The following is an 18,274-nucleotide window of genomic DNA, read 5'->3' on the forward strand; positions in this document are numbered from 1 at the left end:
CGCTTAACGCCGGATGAAATGACGTTGCTGAGCCTCTGCGATCTCCTGGCAGGCCACGCAGCGGATTACGCCGGGAATAGCACGGCGCCGTACCTCCGGGATTGCCGCGTCACACTCGACGCAAAACAGCTCAGAGGCATGGGTGACGACGGGTCTGGCGTGCGCGATTTGTTTCTCGAGCATCAGTGCCTGGCGCTCCTGCGCCATATCAATGGTATCAGCCATGGTGTGTTTTCCTGTTAGGGGGAATTTGGGCCGAACGGCATCCGGCGGGTTGCACGCCAGAAGTTGCAGAACGGCTATTTTTTATGATTCAGCAAGCAATCTTCTTCGCTGATATAGCGCGGCAGTGACTTGCCCAACTCAATGAATGCATTGAGCGCAGCGACAATTTGTTGTCGCTGGGGATAGCTCATTTCGTGGAACCGCAGCATCACGTGACGTTCGGTCAGGCCTGCATGAAAACAGAGCGTGTGACGTAGGTGCAGCGGAGCGGTGTTGTAGATCTCCTCGGCCTGATTTTTATTTTGGGCGAACAGCGTGCGGCGGATTTCACCAATGCGCCGTAGGCCGATAGCCCGTTGCTCTTCACTCGCCAGTAGCATGACAACCTCCCTGGATACGAATTGATGAGTAGGCTTGCAAAAGCGAGGTGGATTCCTGGTCGGGTCACGGCCACTTTATAGGAGGCACGCCTGCTTTCTGTCAGGCGATTGTCGGTGTAACTCGCTATTGGATTACCATGGCGTTTGCATTTTCATCAATCATGTCGCATCATCTTAACTAAAGTGACATATGAGTCGCTTGTGCAACGTTGTGATGGTACTTTAGATCGCAAAATGCGACTTGTAAATGCAAATTTTGATTTTAATCGGTGATGATATGCGTGAAGAGACTGTGAACGATAACGCCTCCGTAGGCGCAGTGATTGAAAGGATCCTTTCATCTTATGGTGTTAGCACGCAAAAAGAACTGAGTGAAATCTTGGGGATAGCCCCTAATAACATCAGCAGCTGGCAACAGCGCGGCAGTGTGCCTGGCTATGTGATTATCAGCTGCGCACTGGCGACGGGCGCTGATTTGGCCTGGTTGATGAGCGGTGAGCTTGCAAAAGCAAAAAATGAACGCAAGTCCATTCAACCCGCACAGGGCAAAGCGCTTTACGATCGGGTTCTGGCCTCCGGCGGTAAAGGCGTGCTACGCCGTATCCTAGATGCTTATGGTTTCAGTCTGCAGAAGGAACTCGGTGATTTGCTGGGCATTTCGTCAGGCACCATGAGTACCTGGGTTCGTCGTAACTATTTCCCTGGCGATATTGTGGTGACCTGTGCTCTGGATACCGGCGTCTCTCTGTTGTGGCTGGCAACCGGGCAGGGGGAGATGGGGAGTGGCAACACCACGGAGGCTGCTCCTGCGGGAGGACGTGCGTTGCCGAAGCACCGGCTCGTCGCCGGACAGTTGAAAGATGCGGGAGAATGGCTGGCGGACAGTTCACTGATCCCTGCTGGGGTCGCGAAGCCAGCTTACATTGATGGCGGCCGGCTATCCTGGCTGGTGGATTTAGCCGTGACTCACATTGCCAATGGCCGTTGGCTGATCGATATCGACGGCAATATCGATGTTTATGATATTGCGCGTTTACCGGGCAATCAGGTACAGGTCAGCGGGGGGAATGCAGACTTCCAGTGTTCTACCGATGCGCTGAAAGCCTTGGGCATGGTCTGGTTGACACTGACACCTCAGGCATAAAAAAAGCCCATCGATGATGGGCTTAGCGGCGTCATAAGTATTGGGACGGAAGGATTACAGGCCGTACACCAAACTGATTGAAGTGGTGGTGTCGGTGTTCTTCGGCGCTGACGCCGGCGGCTTGCTGTTGTAAGTCACGGTGTAAGCCAGACGCAGGGCGAACCTGTCGTTTATCGCAACGCTCAGCGCGGTTTCGGAGTTCAGCGTGGTTTCTTCGTTCGCCAGTGCGGAAACGCCTTCGGAGAACTTGGTATTATCGGTCAACTGGTACGAATAGTTGGCTGCACCGTAAGCCAGTGCTTTGGTTGAGCGGCCACCGCCATGATACTCATCGTGACGCACACCTGGACCAAATTCGACCCGCAGATCGCTGAGTGGCCCGTTGAGAATTTGGCGACCATAACCGCCGGTCAGCGTGGAGCGAGAGTCATAACCGTTGAAGCGGTCGCTCAGCCAGCTTGCCTGACCGAACAGGTAGTTGCGATCGGACAGGTTATAACGGGTACGGCCACCGGCCTGATACTTTTCAGATGAGCGCACGTTGGAGGACGTGGTGTTGTTGGCGGCTCCCCACAGGCTGTAGGCGGCATCGCTGTTGAACCAGGTCATGCTGGTGTTGGCCAGCAGGGTCGAGCTTTGTGAGTTGCCAGACTGCGAGTTGTAACCTGCCTGGACGTTGCCTTCAAACGGCTTTTTAGCGGTGGCCGGATCGTCCATCGCGGTGAAAAGTGTATTGTCGGCAAGGGCTGAAACACTGGTGAAAGTCGTTAAGCAGCTAATGAACAGCGGAATAGCGCGGCGAGCGCGTAAAGAGAGCATTTTGGATCCAGTTGTTAAGAGTGATTATAAGTGATGTCAGTCACATTATATCGGTTCGTCATGGCGACCAAAATAGCTACGATTAGCTTAAGTTTTTAATTTCTCATCATCACTTATTCACTTTTCTTCTACTTAATTAACCCCTTCCTGCGGCATATCATGCTGAGTGTCCTTAGCGTTTGGCTGGGCTTTGGCTGCGGTTGTCGTTTGGTAGCAACAGTCGACAAAGATGCATGCCAGATAATCCGGGTTCAACGGAGAGGCTTGTCGTAGTCTGGTGCACGGTTAAATAAAACAAGTGTACATTTATATTTACAGGTACTGGTGGTGGCGTGAATCAATCAAGATCAAAAAAGTTAAACGATATGTTTAATTCTTGATTGATTTTTGTAGTTATAAATCAAGTTGTTGAGTTGTTTGTGCGTCTCCGTTCAAACTGTTTTTTTTGGGTCTCTAACGGATGGTAATTTTTTATTTACAGATATCGGATTGAAAACTTTACATCGCATGGTATGGTAAGGACCTGAAACGCTCAAGGTTGTATTAACGCTTACGCATAACGGCAAACGACAGGAACAGCATCATGCAAAAAGACGCGCTCAATAACGTTCATATCAGTGCAGAACAAATTCTGATCACTCCGGAAGAGCTGAAGAACCAGTTCCCGCTCAGCGGCAGCGATGAAAATGAAATCGCTACCGCGCGCAAAACCATCGCCGATATTTTACAGGGGCGCGATCATCGCCTGCTGGTGGTGTGCGGACCTTGTTCTATTCATGACCCGGATGCCGCGCTGGATTACGCCCGTCATTTGAAAACCCTGTCGGCTGAATTGAGCGATCAGCTGTATATCGTTATGCGTGTCTATTTTGAAAAACCACGAACCACGGTCGGCTGGAAAGGCCTGATTAACGATCCGTACATGGATGGTTCGTTTGATGTTGAAGCCGGTTTGCACATCGCGCGTCGCCTGCTGCTGGATCTGGTGGGCATGGGCCTGCCGTTGGCCACCGAAGCCCTGGATCCGAACAGCCCGCAATACCTGGGCGATCTGTTCAGCTGGTCAGCGATTGGCGCGCGCACCACGGAATCACAAACTCACCGTGAGATGGCTTCAGGGTTGTCGATGCCGGTGGGCTTCAAAAATGGTACCGACGGCAGCCTGGGTACGGCAATCAATGCCATGCGTGCTGCGGCGATGCCACACCGCTTTGTTGGCATCAACCAGGCAGGGCAAGTATGCCTGCTGCAAACGCAGGGTAACCCGGATGGGCACGTGATCCTGCGCGGCGGTAAAACGCCGAACTACAGCGCCGAAGACGTTGCGGCTTGCGAAAAACAGATGCAGGAGGCGGGACTCCACCCGTCCTTGATGATAGATTGCAGCCATGGCAACTCGAACAAAGATTATCGCCGTCAGCCGGCGGTTGCCGAGTCCGTGGTAGAGCAGATTAAAGCGGGTAACCGTTCGATCACCGGCATCATGCTGGAAAGCCACCTGCACGAAGGCAGTCAGTCTTCTGAACAACCTCGTGCAGATATGCGCTACGGGGTTTCTGTTACTGACGCCTGCATTAACTGGGAAAGTACAGAGACGCTGCTGCGCCATATGCACCAGGAACTCGGCACTGCGCTGACGGCACGTACTGGAGAGTAGTAAGTTATGGTGGCTGAACTGACCGCGTTGCGCGATCAAATTGACGAAGTGGATAAGGCTCTGCTGGGGCTGCTGGCAAAACGCTTGCAGCTGGTGGCGGAAGTGGGTGAGGTTAAAAGCCACCATGGTTTGCCGGTGTATGTTCCTGAGCGTGAGGCGGCGATGTTAGCCTCACGGCGTCAAGAAGCCGAGAAGCTTGGTGTGCCACCTGACCTGATCGAGGATGTACTACGTCGGGTGATGCGTGAGTCTTATGTCAGTGAGAACGACAAAGGCTTTAAAACCCTGCACCCACAGCTGCGTCCGATTGTCATTATCGGCGGTAACGGTCAAATGGGACGGTTGTTTAACCGCCTGCTGACGCTGTCCGGCTACCAGGTCAAGGTATTGGATCAGCAAGATTGGCCGCAGGCCGACACCTTGCTGGCCGACGCCGGCATGGTGATTGTCAGCGTGCCGATTCACGTGACAGAACAGGTCATTGAGCGGTTACCGCCACTGCCGGCGGACTGTATCCTGGTCGATCTTGCTTCAGTAAAAAATCGCCCACTGAATGCCATGCTGGCAGCACATCCAGGGCCTGTGGTAGGGCTGCATCCGATGTTTGGTCCGGACGTAGGCAGCGTGGCCAAGCAGGTAGTGGTCTACTGTGATGGCCGCCAACCGGAAGCTTACCAATGGTTGCTGGAGCAATTGCAGGTATGGGGCGCTCGTTTGCACTGTATCAGCGCGGTTGAACATGACCAGAACATGGCGTTCATTCAGGCATTACGCCATTTTGCGACCTTTGCCTACGGTCTGCATCTGGCGGAAGAAAACGTACAGCTGGAACAGTTGCTGGCACTCTCCTCGCCAATCTACCGGCTGGAGCTGGCAATGGTCGGGCGGCTGTTTGCTCAGGATCCGCAGCTGTACGCCGATATCATCATGTCGTCGGAAGAGAACATTGCATTAATCAAACGCTACTACCAGCGGTTTGGCGAGGCAATAAAGCTGCTGGAGCTGGGCGATAAACAAGCGTTTATTCAGAGCTTCCAGAAGGTCGAGCATTGGTTTGGCGACTATGCGCAGCGCTTCCTGGTGGAAAGCCGTTCGCTACTGCGCCAGGCAAACGACAGTCGGCAATAAAGTATCCGGGTTCGGCAATGCCGAACCCTTTTTTATCTCATTCAGGATGGATTGACCGGCACTACGTTGTCGCTTGGGTAACAGCCCAGTACTTTCAGCGAGCGGGTGATTGGCGTCAGATCCCTCAATGCTTTCTGCATTGATTCAGAACGCAGGTTAGCCTGCACATCGATATAAAACATTTCTTCCCACGGATTGCCGTTAATCGGGCGAGATTCCAGTTTGGTCATGATGATGCCGTTTTCACGCAGCACCAGCAGGGCTTCAACCAATGCGCCTGACTGCTGGCCGGTCGCCATAATCAACGTGGTTTTGGCCGGTACCTGTTCGGAAACTTCGATAGCCTTGCGTGCCAGCACGATGAAGCGAGTGATATTTTGCTGCTGATTAGCCAGATTATGCTCCAGTACTTGCAGCCCGTAGAGGGCTCCACCGGCTTCGCTGCCTAGCGCTGCGGCTTTTGGCGAGTTCAATTTGGCCACTTTTTCCATCGCGGCGGCCGTGCTTTCACAGTATTCGATTTTCCAGTGTGGATAACGGTTAATGAACTGACTGCATTGCTGGAACGGCTGCGGGTGGCTATATACGGTTTCAATCTGGGCGAGATCGGTCTCACTGGCGACCAGGACACAGTGATCGATAGGGTTGGTCAACTCGCCGACGATCGACAGGCTGGTGTGTTGCAGCAGGTCGTAAACGTCGTTAATCGAACCGGAGCTGGTATTCTCGATCGGCAGGATGGCGTAATCCGCCTGACCTGTTTCGACCTGGGTGAAGATGTCCTGGAATTTCTGGCAACCGCATTCGACCAACTGATCGAAGTGGCGAGCGGCATATTGGCGCGCGGCCAGATGTGAATAGGACCCCTTGGGGCCAAGGAAGGCGATGCGGGCGGAATGCTGGCTAACTTGATTGAGCTGGTTCTGCAGTAGCGACTGCTGGGTTAATACCGAGTCTTCGATAATCAGCTGGAACAGGCGGGTAACGTAAAAACCGTCCAGGTCGTAGGGTTTGGCGGCGGCGATCAGGGCGTCCAGCAGGTCGCGTTCGCGCTCTTTATCACGGATTGGCCGGTGAGAGTGCAGCTTGGTCTTTCCTACTTCTACCGCCAGCTCACGGCGTTCTGCCAGCAAGGACAGCAGTTTCAGATCCAGTGCGCTGATGCGTTTGCGCAGCACGAGTAACGGGTTGTCGGTCATAATCAGCTTCTGCCTTGTATTTTTATACGTCGTAAAATAGCCATAAAAAAAGCCCCCTGGTTTCAGGAGGCTTTGTTGTTCGTCTTCGCATTCTTTATCACACGACGAAACGCCTCCCAATCAGGGGAAGGTAAAAAAGAATGCGAAGAAAAACGGTTTACGGAACATGGGTTATCCAGAGTATGCATGAGACAGGTTTTAAAGTAACCGCAGGCCTTTATCTCGTCAATAAAAAAACCAGACAAAAAACGCGCCCTCAGGCGCGTTTGATGTGAAACAGCCGCTAAACGGTTATTCCTGTTCCGGCTCGACTTCTGGAACGATGTCCTTCACGCTGGTCGCGGCACGGCGTGCTTCGCCTTTGTGCTGCACCTTATTCAATTGGCGCTCCAGCTTGGCGATCAGATCGTTAACGGCGGTGTACATGTCTTCATGTTTTGCGCTGGCGACCAGCGGGCCGTTAGGGGTAGTAATGGTGGCGTCGGCAACAAACCCTTTCGGCTCTTTGGATAAGACGATATGTGGGTTAATCAGTTGGGCCTGCCATTTTTCCAGTTTGGTGAGACGGTCTTCGACGTGACTGCGGATTGCGGGAGTGATATCCATTTGTTTGCTGGTAATGTTCAATGTCATATAACTTACCTCTCTGTCTTTCCGTCTTGGATGGATCCAGCATACCCCGCTTCTTGCTTAAATGCGTGATGAAAATCACGTATTTTTGTCACTTTTTGCAAAGTTAGTTCAATCTGTGATTCAGCATTTGAATTGGCTATCTAACGCTTGAGTCTTGTGAGCGGAACGCGCATGATTGAAAGGATAAGCGGTGGCGCAGTCTTGCTAACATCGTGTTTTTGCTTGTGTATTTACCCAGCCCTGGCTAAGTTCGCAGCAAATGAAAACGGCAGCCGAAGCTGCCGTTTTGTTTTTCTACCCTTGCCAATTCGGTTACGCCGGGTTGGCGGTAATCACTTTGGCCACTTTGTCGGCCTGACCGTTCAGTTGCAACTGCTTATATGCATTTTCCATCAGCGGCAGCGCGTCGCGCGTCGCCTGGGTATCCGGATATTCACGTAGCATCTGTTCGGCACGATTAACGACCGCGACGTAGGCACCGCGTTTAGTGTAGTATTCCACCACCGAAAGCTCATACTTGGCCAGGCGGTCTTTCAGATACACCAGACGCTTGTTGGCATCGGTCACATACTGGCTGTTCGGGTACTGCTGAATCAGCTGGCTGAAATCGCGAAACGCAGCGCGAGCATGCTGTGGATCGCGGTCTGAACGATCGACCCCGAAGAAGCCTTGCAATGCACTGTCATCCAACGCCATATCGGTCAGACCACGCATGTACATCACGTAGTCGATGTTCGGGTGCGTAGGGTTCAGACGCATGAAACGATCGATAGACGCCTGAGCCAGCGGTAAATCGGCAGATTTGTAGTAGGCATAAATCAGGTCTAACTGAACCTGCTGGGAGTACGGCCCGAAAGGATAGCGGTTATCTAACGCTTCGAGTTGCGTAATCGCGCCCTTAAAGTTACCGTCCTGCAGTTTTTGCTGGGCAGTAGCATAGATTTCCGAAGGTGGGTTGTCGGGAACCGCATCCTTGGATGTGGAGCAACCTGCCAGCGCCAGGCTCAACGTGGCTGCCGCCACCAGATATTTCATACGCGTCATGACGTTTTGATTATCCTCAGGGTGTTATTCCGGGAGACTGTCCGTTAAGCTCCCGACAAAGACCAGTTACAATAGCACATTATATTAAACGGCATCGCCGTGAAAACCCAACGTTAACGAAGAAGCTGCATATGGCACAACAAGTACAACTCACCGCAACGGTGGCCGAATCTCAACTCGGACAACGTTTAGATCAGGCTTTGGCCGAATTGTTCCCTGATTATTCACGATCTCGCATAAAAGATTGGATCCTGGACAATCGGGTACAGGTTAATGGCAAAACGATAAACAAACCGAAAGAGAAGGTACTGGGGGGAGAGACGGTCGCCATTGATGCACAGATAGAAGAAGACGCCCGTTGGGAACCGCAGGACATCGCGCTGAATATCGTCTACGAAGACAGTGACATTCTGGTTATCAACAAGCCACGCGACCTGGTCGTGCACCCTGGCGCCGGTAACCCGGATGGCACGGTGCTCAATGCATTACTGCACTACTATCCTGAAATTGCCGATGTGCCGCGTGCCGGCATTGTGCACCGTCTGGACAAAGACACTACCGGCCTGATGGTCGTGGCAAAAACCGTTCCGGCGCAAACCCGGCTGGTCGAAGCGCTGCAGGCGCGTGATATCACCCGTGAATATGAAGCGGTTGCTATTGGTACCATGACCGCCGGTGGCACCGTCGAAGAGCCGATTTCGCGCCATTCGACCAAACGCACCCATATGGCAGTGCACCCGATGGGCAAACCGGCGGTGACCCATTACCGTATTATGGAGCACTTCCGCGCGCATACTCGTCTGCGTCTGCGTCTGGAAACCGGCCGTACTCACCAGATCCGCGTTCATATGTCACATATCAACCATCCTTTGGTGGGTGATCAACTGTACGGTGGCCGTCCACGTCCACCAAAAGGTGCGTCGGATGCATTTATTGCTGCGCTGCGCGGTTTCGATCGCCAGGCACTGCACGCCACCATGCTGCGTTTATATCATCCAATCAGCGGTATCCAGATGGAGTGGCATGCGCCGCTGCCACAGGATATGGTCGATCTGATTAACGCGCTGAAAGCTGATACCGAAGAATTCAAAGATCAGATGAACTGGTAATGGATCCGCTCATCCTGCCCGATTGGCCGTTGCCTGCGGGGGTAAAAGCCTGCAGCACCACTCGTCATGGCGGCGTTAGCCTGCCGCCGTATGACTCGCTCAACCTCGGAACCCATGTGGGTGATGAAGAGCGGGCGGTGGCGGATAATCGCCAACGGCTGGTGGTGGGTGCCAGCTTACCTCAGATGCCAGTTTGGCTGGAGCAGGTGCATGGTACCCGCGTAGTGCGGCTGGATGGGCAAACGCCAACCGATCTGCAAGCGGATGCGGTTTACAGCAATGTGCCGGGGCAGGTGTGTGCCGTGATGACGGCAGATTGCCTGCCGGTGCTGTTTTGCTCGCTGGCCGGTGATGAAGTTGCCGCAGCCCATGCCGGTTGGCGTGGGTTGTGCAATGGCGTGCTGGAACAGACTCTGGCCGCTTTTGCCGCCCAGCCAGGTAGCATCAGCGCCTGGCTGGGGCCGGCGATTGGCCCGCAGCAGTTTGAAGTAGGGCCTGAGGTCCGTGCGGCATTTATTGCTGTAGACGCCGTCGCAGCAGCGGCTTTTACCCCCCAGGGTGATAAATTCCTGGCCGATATCTATTTATTAGCTCGCCAACGCTTGCAACGTGCAGGCATTCACACTATCTACGGTGGCGATCGCTGTACGGTGAGCGAAATCAGTCATTTTTTCTCCTATCGTCGCGATGGAATAACCGGACGTCTGGCAAGTTTAATCTGGCTGATATAACCTATTGAATTAGGACGGTCCAAAGACGCATGATGTAGTACCGAAAATATACAGTCGAAATAACCTTGAATTTTTGAGGGATGACCTCATTTAATCTCCAGTAGCAATTTCGACCCAATCTTGGAGGTGTTATGCGTCTGGATCGTCTTACTAACAAATTCCAGCTTGCCCTCGCCGATGCCCAATCTTTAGCCCTTGGGCGCGACAACCAATTTATTGAACCGTTACATCTGATGAGCGCCTTGCTCAATCAGGAAGGGGGCACGGTTCGTCCACTCTTAACTTCTGCCGGTATCGATGCAGGGCGCGTGCGCACTGAAATCGAACAGGCACTGTCTCGTCAGCCTCAAGTCGAAGGCACCGGTGGCGACGTTCAACCGTCCCATGAACTGGTGCGTGTCCTTAACCTGTGCGACAAGCTGGCGCAAAAGCGGGCGGACAAATTCATTTCTTCCGAACTCTTTGTGTTGGCGGTGCTTGAAGATCGCGGAACATTGACCGATCTGTTGAAAGCGGCCGGTGCGACTACCGATAAAATCAGTAAGGCGATTGAGCAAATGCGAGGTGGAGACAGCGTGGAAGATCAGGGTGCTGAAGACCAACGTCAGGCATTGAAGAAATACACTATTGATCTGACCGAACGTGCCGAACAGGGCAAACTTGACCCAGTTATCGGCCGTGACGAAGAGATCCGCCGTACCATTCAGGTATTGCAACGCCGTACCAAAAACAACCCGGTGTTAATCGGTGAGCCTGGCGTGGGTAAAACCGCCATCGTCGAAGGTTTGGCGCAGCGCATCATTAATGGTGAAGTACCGGAAGGCCTGAAGCATAAACGCGTGCTGTCCCTCGACATGGGGGCGCTGATCGCCGGTGCCAAGTACCGCGGTGAGTTCGAAGAGCGTCTGAAAGCGGTGCTGAGTGATTTGTCTAAACAGGAAGGCAGCGTCATTCTGTTTATTGATGAATTGCACACTATGGTCGGTGCGGGTAAAGCCGATGGCGCGATGGATGCCGGTAATATGTTGAAACCGGCGCTGGCACGTGGGGAACTACACTGCGTCGGTGCCACTACGCTGGACGAATACCGCCAGTATATAGAGAAGGATGCGGCGCTCGAACGTCGTTTCCAGAAAGTCTATGTGGCTGAACCCAGCGTTGAAGACACCATCGCAATTCTGCGCGGCCTGAAAGAACGTTATGAACTGCATCACCATGTGCAGATCACTGACCCGGCGATTGTTGCGGCGGCGACGTTGTCACACCGTTACATCTCCGATCGTCAATTGCCGGATAAGGCTATTGACCTGATCGATGAGGCAGCGTCCAGCATCCGTATGCAGATGGACTCGAAGCCGGAATCACTCGATCGTCTGGAGCGCCGCATTATTCAGCTCAAGCTGGAGCAGCAGGCGCTGAGTAAAGAGTCGGACGACGCCAGCAAGAAACGTCTGGAAATGCTGAGCGGCGAGCTCGAGCAGAAAGAACGCGAATATTCAGAGCTGGAAGAAGAGTGGAAAGCGGAAAAGGCTTCACTCTCCGGCACACAGAATATTAAAGCGGATCTTGAGCAGGCCAAGATCACCCTGGAGCAGGCGCGTCGCGTCGGCGATCTGGGGCGGATGTCGGAACTGCAGTACGGCAAGATCCCTGAGCTGGAAAAACAGCTTGCCGCCGCCACGCTGGCCGAAGGCAAAACCATGAAGCTGTTGCGTAACCGGGTGACGGACGCAGAAATCGCCGAAGTGCTGGCGCGCGCCACCGGTATTCCTGTTGCCAGAATGCTGGAAGGCGAGCGTGACAAGCTGTTGCGTCTGGAGCAGGAGCTGCATTCTCGGGTTATTGGCCAGGATGAAGCAGTGAGCGCGGTCTCTAACGCGATTCGACGTAGCCGTGCCGGTCTTTCAGATCCAAACCGGCCTATCGGTTCATTCCTGTTCCTCGGCCCGACCGGGGTGGGTAAAACCGAACTCTGTAAGGCGCTGGCTTCGTTCCTGTTTGACAGTGACGACGCCATGGTGCGTATCGACATGTCCGAGTTTATGGAGAAACATTCGGTATCGCGGCTGGTGGGTGCGCCTCCGGGCTATGTCGGGTATGAAGAGGGCGGTTATCTGACCGAGGCAGTGCGTCGTCGGCCTTATTCAGTGATCCTGCTGGATGAAGTTGAGAAGGCGCACCCGGATGTGTTCAACATCCTGCTGCAGGTATTGGATGACGGGCGTCTGACCGATGGTCAGGGCCGCACCGTTGATTTCCGTAATACCGTGGTGATCATGACTTCTAACCTGGGGTCCGATCTGATCCAGGAACACTTTGGTCAGATGAACTACGCGCAGATGAAAGAATCGGTGATGGAAATGGTCACACATCATTTCCGTCCGGAATTCATCAACCGTATAGATGAAGTGGTGGTGTTCCACCCACTCGGCCAGAAACACATTGCCGAGATCGCCAAGATTCAGTTGGCACGTCTGTACAAACGTCTGGAAGAACGCGGTTACGAAGTCACTATGACCGAACCGGCGTTGGAGCTGCTGGGCAAAACCGGTTTCGACCCTGTGTATGGTGCGCGTCCGTTGAAACGCGCTATCCAGCAGGAGATCGAAAACCCATTGGCGCAGCAAATCCTTTCCGGCAAGCTGATTCCGGGCAAACCGGTGACGCTGGATGTAGAAAACGAGCATATCGTCGCCAGACAGTAACGACTATCTATAGTCATTACGATAAAAGGGAGCGGGAAACCGCTCCCTTTTCTTTATCTGTTTTCATTGGGTTTATAGGATTTTCCGAGGCAACGACCTTAAAATCTCACTTTTCTGGCTAATAAATATCCTAAAATGGCTTTTTTGGTGGTTATTTGAACGCTTGAAAAGTTTTTTGCATTTAGGGGTTGCGACCTTCTGAGAACTCCCTATAATGCGCCTCCACTGACCGGGAACAACGACTCCTCTAACGAGAACCAGTCGCCCAGCCAGGAAGAAGCAAGCCGGTGAAAACACCGTTTCTTAATAAGAAAAAAGCTTGACTCTTCAGCGGGAAAGCGTAATATGCACCTCCCGCGTTACCGAGAGTTATCTCAGTAACGAACGCTCTTTAACAATTTATCAGACAATCTGTGTGGGCACTCCACAAGACGATATCCAGAACCTTCGGGTTCGAAAAAATATCAAGTCTTGAAGAGTGACCAAGCAATACGTTGTTTCGTTGGCTTGTCCAACAGAACGACTATTACGAAAGTTATTTTCGAGCATCGCTTCACGAGTTGAAGCAAATCAAGCTTTTAATTGAAGAGTTTGATCATGGCTCAGATTGAACGCTGGCGGCAGGCCTAACACATGCAAGTCGAGCGGTAGCACAGGAGAGCTTGCTCTCTGGGTGACGAGCGGCGGACGGGTGAGTAATGTCTGGGAAACTGCCTGATGGAGGGGGATAACTACTGGAAACGGTAGCTAATACCGCATAACGTCTTCGGACCAAAGTGGGGGACCTTCGGGCCTCACGCCATCAGATGTGCCCAGATGGGATTAGCTAGTAGGTGGGGTAATGGCTCACCTAGGCGACGATCCCTAGCTGGTCTGAGAGGATGACCAGCCACACTGGAACTGAGACACGGTCCAGACTCCTACGGGAGGCAGCAGTGGGGAATATTGCACAATGGGCGCAAGCCTGATGCAGCCATGCCGCGTGTGTGAAGAAGGCCTTCGGGTTGTAAAGCACTTTCAGCGAGGAGGAAGGGTAGTGTGTTAATAGCACATTGCATTGACGTTACTCGCAGAAGAAGCACCGGCTAACTCCGTGCCAGCAGCCGCGGTAATACGGAGGGTGCAAGCGTTAATCGGAATTACTGGGCGTAAAGCGCACGCAGGCGGTTTGTTAAGTCAGATGTGAAATCCCCGCGCTTAACGTGGGAACTGCATTTGAAACTGGCAAGCTAGAGTCTTGTAGAGGGGGGTAGAATTCCAGGTGTAGCGGTGAAATGCGTAGAGATCTGGAGGAATACCGGTGGCGAAGGCGGCCCCCTGGACAAAGACTGACGCTCAGGTGCGAAAGCGTGGGGAGCAAACAGGATTAGATACCCTGGTAGTCCACGCTGTAAACGATGTCGACTTGGAGGTTGTGCCCTTGAGGCGTGGCTTCCGGAGCTAACGCGTTAAGTCGACCGCCTGGGGAGTACGGCCGCAAGGTTAAAACTCAAATGAATTGACGGGGGCCCGCACAAGCGGTGGAGCATGTGGTTTAATTCGATGCAACGCGAAGAACCTTACCTACTCTTGACATCCACAGAATTCGGCAGAGATGCCTTAGTGCCTTCGGGAACTGTGAGACAGGTGCTGCATGGCTGTCGTCAGCTCGTGTTGTGAAATGTTGGGTTAAGTCCCGCAACGAGCGCAACCCTTATCCTTTGTTGCCAGCACGTCATGGTGGGAACTCAAAGGAGACTGCCGGTGATAAACCGGAGGAAGGTGGGGATGACGTCAAGTCATCATGGCCCTTACGAGTAGGGCTACACACGTGCTACAATGGCGTATACAAAGAGAAGCGAACTCGCGAGAGCCAGCGGACCTCATAAAGTACGTCGTAGTCCGGATCGGAGTCTGCAACTCGACTCCGTGAAGTCGGAATCGCTAGTAATCGTAGATCAGAATGCTACGGTGAATACGTTCCCGGGCCTTGTACACACCGCCCGTCACACCATGGGAGTGGGTTGCAAAAGAAGTAGGTAGCTTAACCTTCGGGAGGGCGCTTACCACTTTGTGATTCATGACTGGGGTGAAGTCGTAACAAGGTAACCGTAGGGGAACCTGCGGTTGGATCACCTCCTTACCTAATGATATTGATTGCGTGTAGTGCTCACACAGATTGTCTGATGAAAAAGTAATGAGCAAAAGCGCTACCTGTTGATGTAATGAGTCTCTGACTCATGCTGATACGAACCGATTAAGACGTTCAGTTTAATCGGATTTTCGTGTCCCCATCGTCTAGAGGCCTAGGACACTGCCCTTTCACGGCTGTAACAGGGGTTCGAATCCCCTTGGGGACGCCATCCGATAATGAGTGAAAGACATTATCACCGGTTCTTGCCGAACCGAAAACATCTTAAAGATGACTCTACCGAGTCGTGTTTAAGATATTGCTCTTTAACAATCTGGAACAAGCTGAAAATTGAAACATGACAGCTGAAACTTACTCCTCCGTAGAACTATTGGAGTAAGGATTAACCTGTCATAGAGTCTCTCAAATGTAGCAGCACGAAGGTGGAAACACTTTTGGGTTGTGAGGTTAAGTGACTAAGCGTACACGGTGGATGCCTAGGCAGTCAGAGGCGATGAAGGGCGTGTTAATCTGCGATAAGCGTCGGTAAGGTGATATAAACCGTTATAACCGGCGATACCCGAATGGGGAAACCCAGTGCAATTCGTTGCACTATCATACGATGAATACATAGTCGTATGAGGCGAACCGGGGGAACTGAAACATCTAAGTACCCCGAGGAAAAGAAATCAACCGAGATTCCCCCAGTAGCGGCGAGCGAACGGGGAGGAGCCCAGAACCTGAATCAGTTCTTGTGTTAGTGGAAGCGTCTGGAAAGTCGCACAGTAAAGGGTGATAGTCCCGTACACTAAAATGCATTAATTGTGAGTTCGATGAGTAGGGCGGGACACGTGACATCCTGTCTGAATATGGGGGGACCATCCTCCAAGGCTAAATACTCCTGACTGACCGATAGTGAACCAGTACCGTGAGGGAAAGGCGAAAAGAACCCCGGCGAGGGGAGTGAAATAGAACCTGAAACCGTGTACGTACAAGCAGTGGGAGCCTACTAGTTGGGTGACTGCGTACCTTTTGTATAATGGGTCAGCGACTTATATTTTGTAGCAAGGTTAACCGTATAGGGGAGCCGTAGGGAAACCGAGTCTTAACTGGGCGAATAGTTGCAAGGTATAGACCCGAAACCCGGTGATCTAGCCATGGGCAGGTTGAAGGTTGGGTAACACTAACTGGAGGACCGAACCGACTAATGTTGAAAAATTAGCGGATGACTTGTGGCTGGGGGTGAAAGGCCAATCAAACCGGGAGATAGCTGGTTCTCCCCGAAAGCTATTTAGGTAGCGCCTCGTGAACTCATCTTCGGGGGTAGAGCACTGTTTCGGCTAGGGGGCCATCCCGGCTTACCAAACCGATGCAAACTCCGAATACCGAAGAATGTTATCACGGGAGACACACGGCGGGTGCTAACGTCCGTCGTGAAGAGGGAAACAACCCAGACCGCCAGCTAAGGTCCCAAAGTCATGGTTAAGTGGGAAACGATGTGGGAAGGCATAGACAGCCAGGATGTTGGCTTAGAAGCAGCCATCATTTAAAGAAAGCGTAATAGCTCACTGGTCGAGTCGGCCTGCGCGGAAGATGTAACGGGGCTAAACCATGCACCGAAGCTGCGGCAGCGACGCTTAGGCGTTGTTGGGTAGGGGAGCGTTCTGTAAGCCGTTGAAGGTGGCCTGTGAGGGTTGCTGGAGGTATCAGAAGTGCGAATGCTGACATAAGTAACGATAAAGCGGGTGAAAAACCCGCTCGCCGGAAGACCAAGGGTTCCTGTCCAACGTTAATCGGGGCAGGGTGAGTCGACCCCTAAGGCGAGGCCGAAAGGCGTAGTCGATGGGAAACAGGTTAATATTCCTGTACTCGGTGTTACTGCGAAGGGGGGACGGAGAAGGCTAGGCTAGCCGGGCGACGGTTGTCCCGGTTTAAGCGTGTAGGGGGAGTGACTTGGTAAATCCGGTTACTTATTCAACCCTGAGGCGTGATGACGATGCACTACGGTGCAGAAGTAGTTGATGCCAAGCTTCCAGGAAAAGCCTCTAAGCATCAGGTAACATCAAATCGTACCCCAAACCGACACAGGTGGTCAGGTAGAGAATACCAAGGCGCTTGAGAGAACTCGGGTGAAGGAACTAGGCAAAATGGTGCCGTAACTTCGGGAGAAGGCACGCTGGCGCGTAGGTGAAGAGACTTGCTCTCGGAGCTGAAGCCAGTCGCAGATACCAGCTGGCTGCAACTGTTTAATAAAAACACAGCACTGTGCAAACACGAAAGTGGACGTATACGGTGTGACGCCTGCCCGGTGCTGGAAGGTTAATTGATGGGGTCAGCCGCAAGGCGAAGCTCTTGATCGAAGCCCCAGTAAACGGCGGCCGTAACTATAACGGTCCTAAGGTAGCGAAATTCCTTGTCGGGTAAGTTCCGACCTGCACGAATGGCGTAATGATGGCCAGGCTGTCTCCACCCGAGACTCAGTGAAATTGAACTCGCTGTGAAGATGCAGTGTACCCGCGGCAAGACGGAAAGACCCCGTGAACCTTTACTATAGCTTGACACTGAACATTGAGCCTTGATGTGTAGGATAGGTGGGAGGCTTTGAAGCGTGGACGCCAGTCTGCGTGGAGCCAACCTTGAAATACCACCCTTTAATGTTTGATGTTCTAACTCGGCCCCGTAATCCGGGGTGAGGACAGTGTCTGGTGGGTAGTTTGACTGGGGCGGTCTCCTCCCAAAGAGTAACGGAGGAGCACGAAGGTTAGCTAATCACGGTCGGACATCGTGAGGTTAGTGCAAAGGCATAAGCTAGCTTGACTGCGAGAGTGACGGCTCGAGCAGGTACGAAAGTAGGTCTTAGTGATCCGGTGGTTCTGAATGGAAGGGCCATCGCTCAACGGATAAAAGGTACTCCGGGGATAACAGGCTGATACCGCCCAAGAGTTCATATCGACGGCGGTGTTTGGCACCTCGATGTCGGCTCATCACATCCTGGGGCTGAAGTAGGTCCCAAGGGTATGGCTGTTCGCCATTTAAAGTGGTACGCGAGCTGGGTTTAGAACGTCGTGAGACAGTTCGGTCCCTATCTGCCGTGGGCGTTGGAAGATTGAGAGGGGTTGCTCCTAGTACGAGAGGACCGGAGTGAACGCACCACTGGTGTTCGGGTTGTCATGCCAATGGCATTGCCCGGTAGCTAAGTGCGGAAAAGATAAGCGCTGAAAGCATCTAAGCGCGAAACTTGCCTCGAGATGAGTCTTCCCTGGGGACTTGATCCCCCTGAAGGAACGTTTAAGACTAAGACGTTGATAGGCTGGGTGTGTAAGTGCAGCGATGCATTGAGCTAACCAGTACTAATGATCCGTGAGACTTAACCTTACAACACCAAAAGTG

13 protein-coding genes, 1 tRNA gene, 2 rRNA genes and 1 other annotated feature are annotated in these 18,274 nt (G+C 52.8%); of the genes, 9 read left to right on the forward strand and 7 right to left on the reverse strand.

The window, feature by feature from the left end; genetic code table 11:
• Nucleotides 1-3: 3 nt before the first annotated feature.
• Together NHG65_RS04035 and repB are read right to left on the reverse strand one after the other, a co-directional pair.
• The gene (locus NHG65_RS04035; RefSeq protein ID WP_499182954.1) at nt 4-225 is read right to left on the reverse strand and encodes a TraR/DksA C4-type zinc finger protein; all 222 of its coding nucleotides are present in this window, start codon (nt 223-225) and stop codon (nt 4-6) included.
• A 74-nt stretch (nt 226-299) separates the two neighbouring features.
• The gene (repB, locus tag NHG65_RS04040) at nt 300-605 is read right to left on the reverse strand and encodes a phage replication protein B (protein ID WP_099062823.1); all 306 of its coding nucleotides are present in this window, start codon (nt 603-605) and stop codon (nt 300-302) included.
• Nucleotides 606-852: 247 nt separating this feature from the next.
• Between repB and NHG65_RS04045 the strand changes: the two genes are divergently transcribed.
• Nucleotides 853-1,749, forward strand: coding sequence for a helix-turn-helix domain-containing protein (locus tag NHG65_RS04045; RefSeq protein WP_099062824.1), 897 nt, complete (start codon nt 853-855; stop codon nt 1,747-1,749).
• 54 nt (nt 1,750-1,803) lie between these two features.
• Here NHG65_RS04045 and NHG65_RS04050 read toward each other — a convergent pair whose 3' ends face one another.
• Nucleotides 1,804-2,568 (reverse strand): DUF481 domain-containing protein, encoded by a 765-nt coding sequence (locus tag NHG65_RS04050; RefSeq protein ID WP_146751348.1) that lies wholly within the window; start codon nt 2,566-2,568, stop codon nt 1,804-1,806.
• Between the two features lie 583 nt (nt 2,569-3,151).
• Here NHG65_RS04050 and NHG65_RS04055 point away from each other — a divergent pair.
• Nucleotides 3,152-4,225, forward strand: coding sequence for a 3-deoxy-7-phosphoheptulonate synthase (locus NHG65_RS04055; RefSeq protein ID WP_099062825.1), 1,074 nt, complete (start codon nt 3,152-3,154; stop codon nt 4,223-4,225).
• A 6-nt stretch (nt 4,226-4,231) separates the two neighbouring features.
• On the forward strand, nt 4,232-5,353 hold the full coding sequence (gene tyrA, locus NHG65_RS04060) for a bifunctional chorismate mutase/prephenate dehydrogenase (RefSeq protein ID WP_207979185.1): 1,122 nt from the start codon (nt 4,232-4,234) through the stop codon (nt 5,351-5,353).
• Between the two features lie 41 nt (nt 5,354-5,394).
• Here tyrA and pheA read toward each other — a convergent pair whose 3' ends face one another.
• From pheA to bamD, 4 genes are all read right to left on the reverse strand, one after another.
• Complete coding sequence (gene pheA / locus NHG65_RS04065) at nt 5,395-6,552, reverse strand: bifunctional chorismate mutase/prephenate dehydratase (protein ID WP_099062827.1); 1,158 nt, start codon at nt 6,550-6,552, stop codon at nt 5,395-5,397.
• A gap of 42 nt (nt 6,553-6,594) precedes the next feature.
• Nucleotides 6,595-6,721 (reverse strand) — a sequence feature (Phe leader region).
• The gene (locus NHG65_RS04070; RefSeq protein WP_197724615.1) at nt 6,673-6,720 is read right to left on the reverse strand and encodes a hypothetical protein; all 48 of its coding nucleotides are present in this window, start codon (nt 6,718-6,720) and stop codon (nt 6,673-6,675) included. (Overlaps the previous feature by 48 nt.)
• A gap of 122 nt (nt 6,722-6,843) precedes the next feature.
• Nucleotides 6,844-7,185 carry a ribosome-associated translation inhibitor RaiA gene (raiA, locus tag NHG65_RS04075; protein WP_013811573.1) on the reverse strand — a complete coding sequence of 114 codons (342 nt, stop codon included), beginning with the start codon at nt 7,183-7,185 and terminating at the stop codon, nt 6,844-6,846.
• Nucleotides 7,186-7,497: 312 nt separating this feature from the next.
• On the reverse strand, nt 7,498-8,229 hold the full coding sequence (bamD, locus tag NHG65_RS04080) for an outer membrane protein assembly factor BamD (RefSeq protein ID WP_099062828.1): 732 nt from the start codon (nt 8,227-8,229) through the stop codon (nt 7,498-7,500).
• A gap of 131 nt (nt 8,230-8,360) precedes the next feature.
• Between bamD and rluD the strand changes: the two genes are divergently transcribed.
• The 6 genes from rluD to NHG65_RS04110 all read left to right on the forward strand — a co-directional run bounded on the left by rluD (nt 8,361) and on the right by NHG65_RS04110 (nt 18,259).
• Nucleotides 8,361-9,338, forward strand: coding sequence for a 23S rRNA pseudouridine(1911/1915/1917) synthase RluD (gene rluD, locus NHG65_RS04085; RefSeq protein WP_099062829.1), 978 nt, complete (start codon nt 8,361-8,363; stop codon nt 9,336-9,338).
• On the forward strand, nt 9,338-10,069 hold the full coding sequence (yfiH, locus tag NHG65_RS04090) for a purine nucleoside phosphorylase YfiH (protein ID WP_499182955.1): 732 nt from the start codon (nt 9,338-9,340) through the stop codon (nt 10,067-10,069). The genes rluD and yfiH overlap by 1 nt, the downstream gene beginning before the upstream one ends.
• A 131-nt stretch (nt 10,070-10,200) precedes the next feature.
• The gene (clpB, locus tag NHG65_RS04095; protein ID WP_085120345.1) at nt 10,201-12,774 is read left to right on the forward strand and encodes an ATP-dependent chaperone ClpB; all 2,574 of its coding nucleotides are present in this window, start codon (nt 10,201-10,203) and stop codon (nt 12,772-12,774) included.
• Between the two features lie 579 nt (nt 12,775-13,353).
• Nucleotides 13,354-14,896, forward strand: a 16S ribosomal RNA gene (locus NHG65_RS04100).
• A gap of 144 nt (nt 14,897-15,040) precedes the next feature.
• Nucleotides 15,041-15,116, forward strand: a tRNA-Glu gene (locus NHG65_RS04105).
• A 234-nt stretch (nt 15,117-15,350) separates the two neighbouring features.
• A 23S ribosomal RNA gene (locus tag NHG65_RS04110) occupies nt 15,351-18,259 on the forward strand.
• The 16S and 23S rRNA genes sit together here with 1 tRNA gene alongside, the layout of an rRNA operon.
• Nucleotides 18,260-18,274 lie beyond the last annotated feature (15 nt).

It is taken from the genome of Serratia myotis (genome assembly GCF_027474885.1).
GTDB lineage: Bacteria > Pseudomonadota > Gammaproteobacteria > Enterobacterales > Enterobacteriaceae > Serratia > Serratia proteamaculans.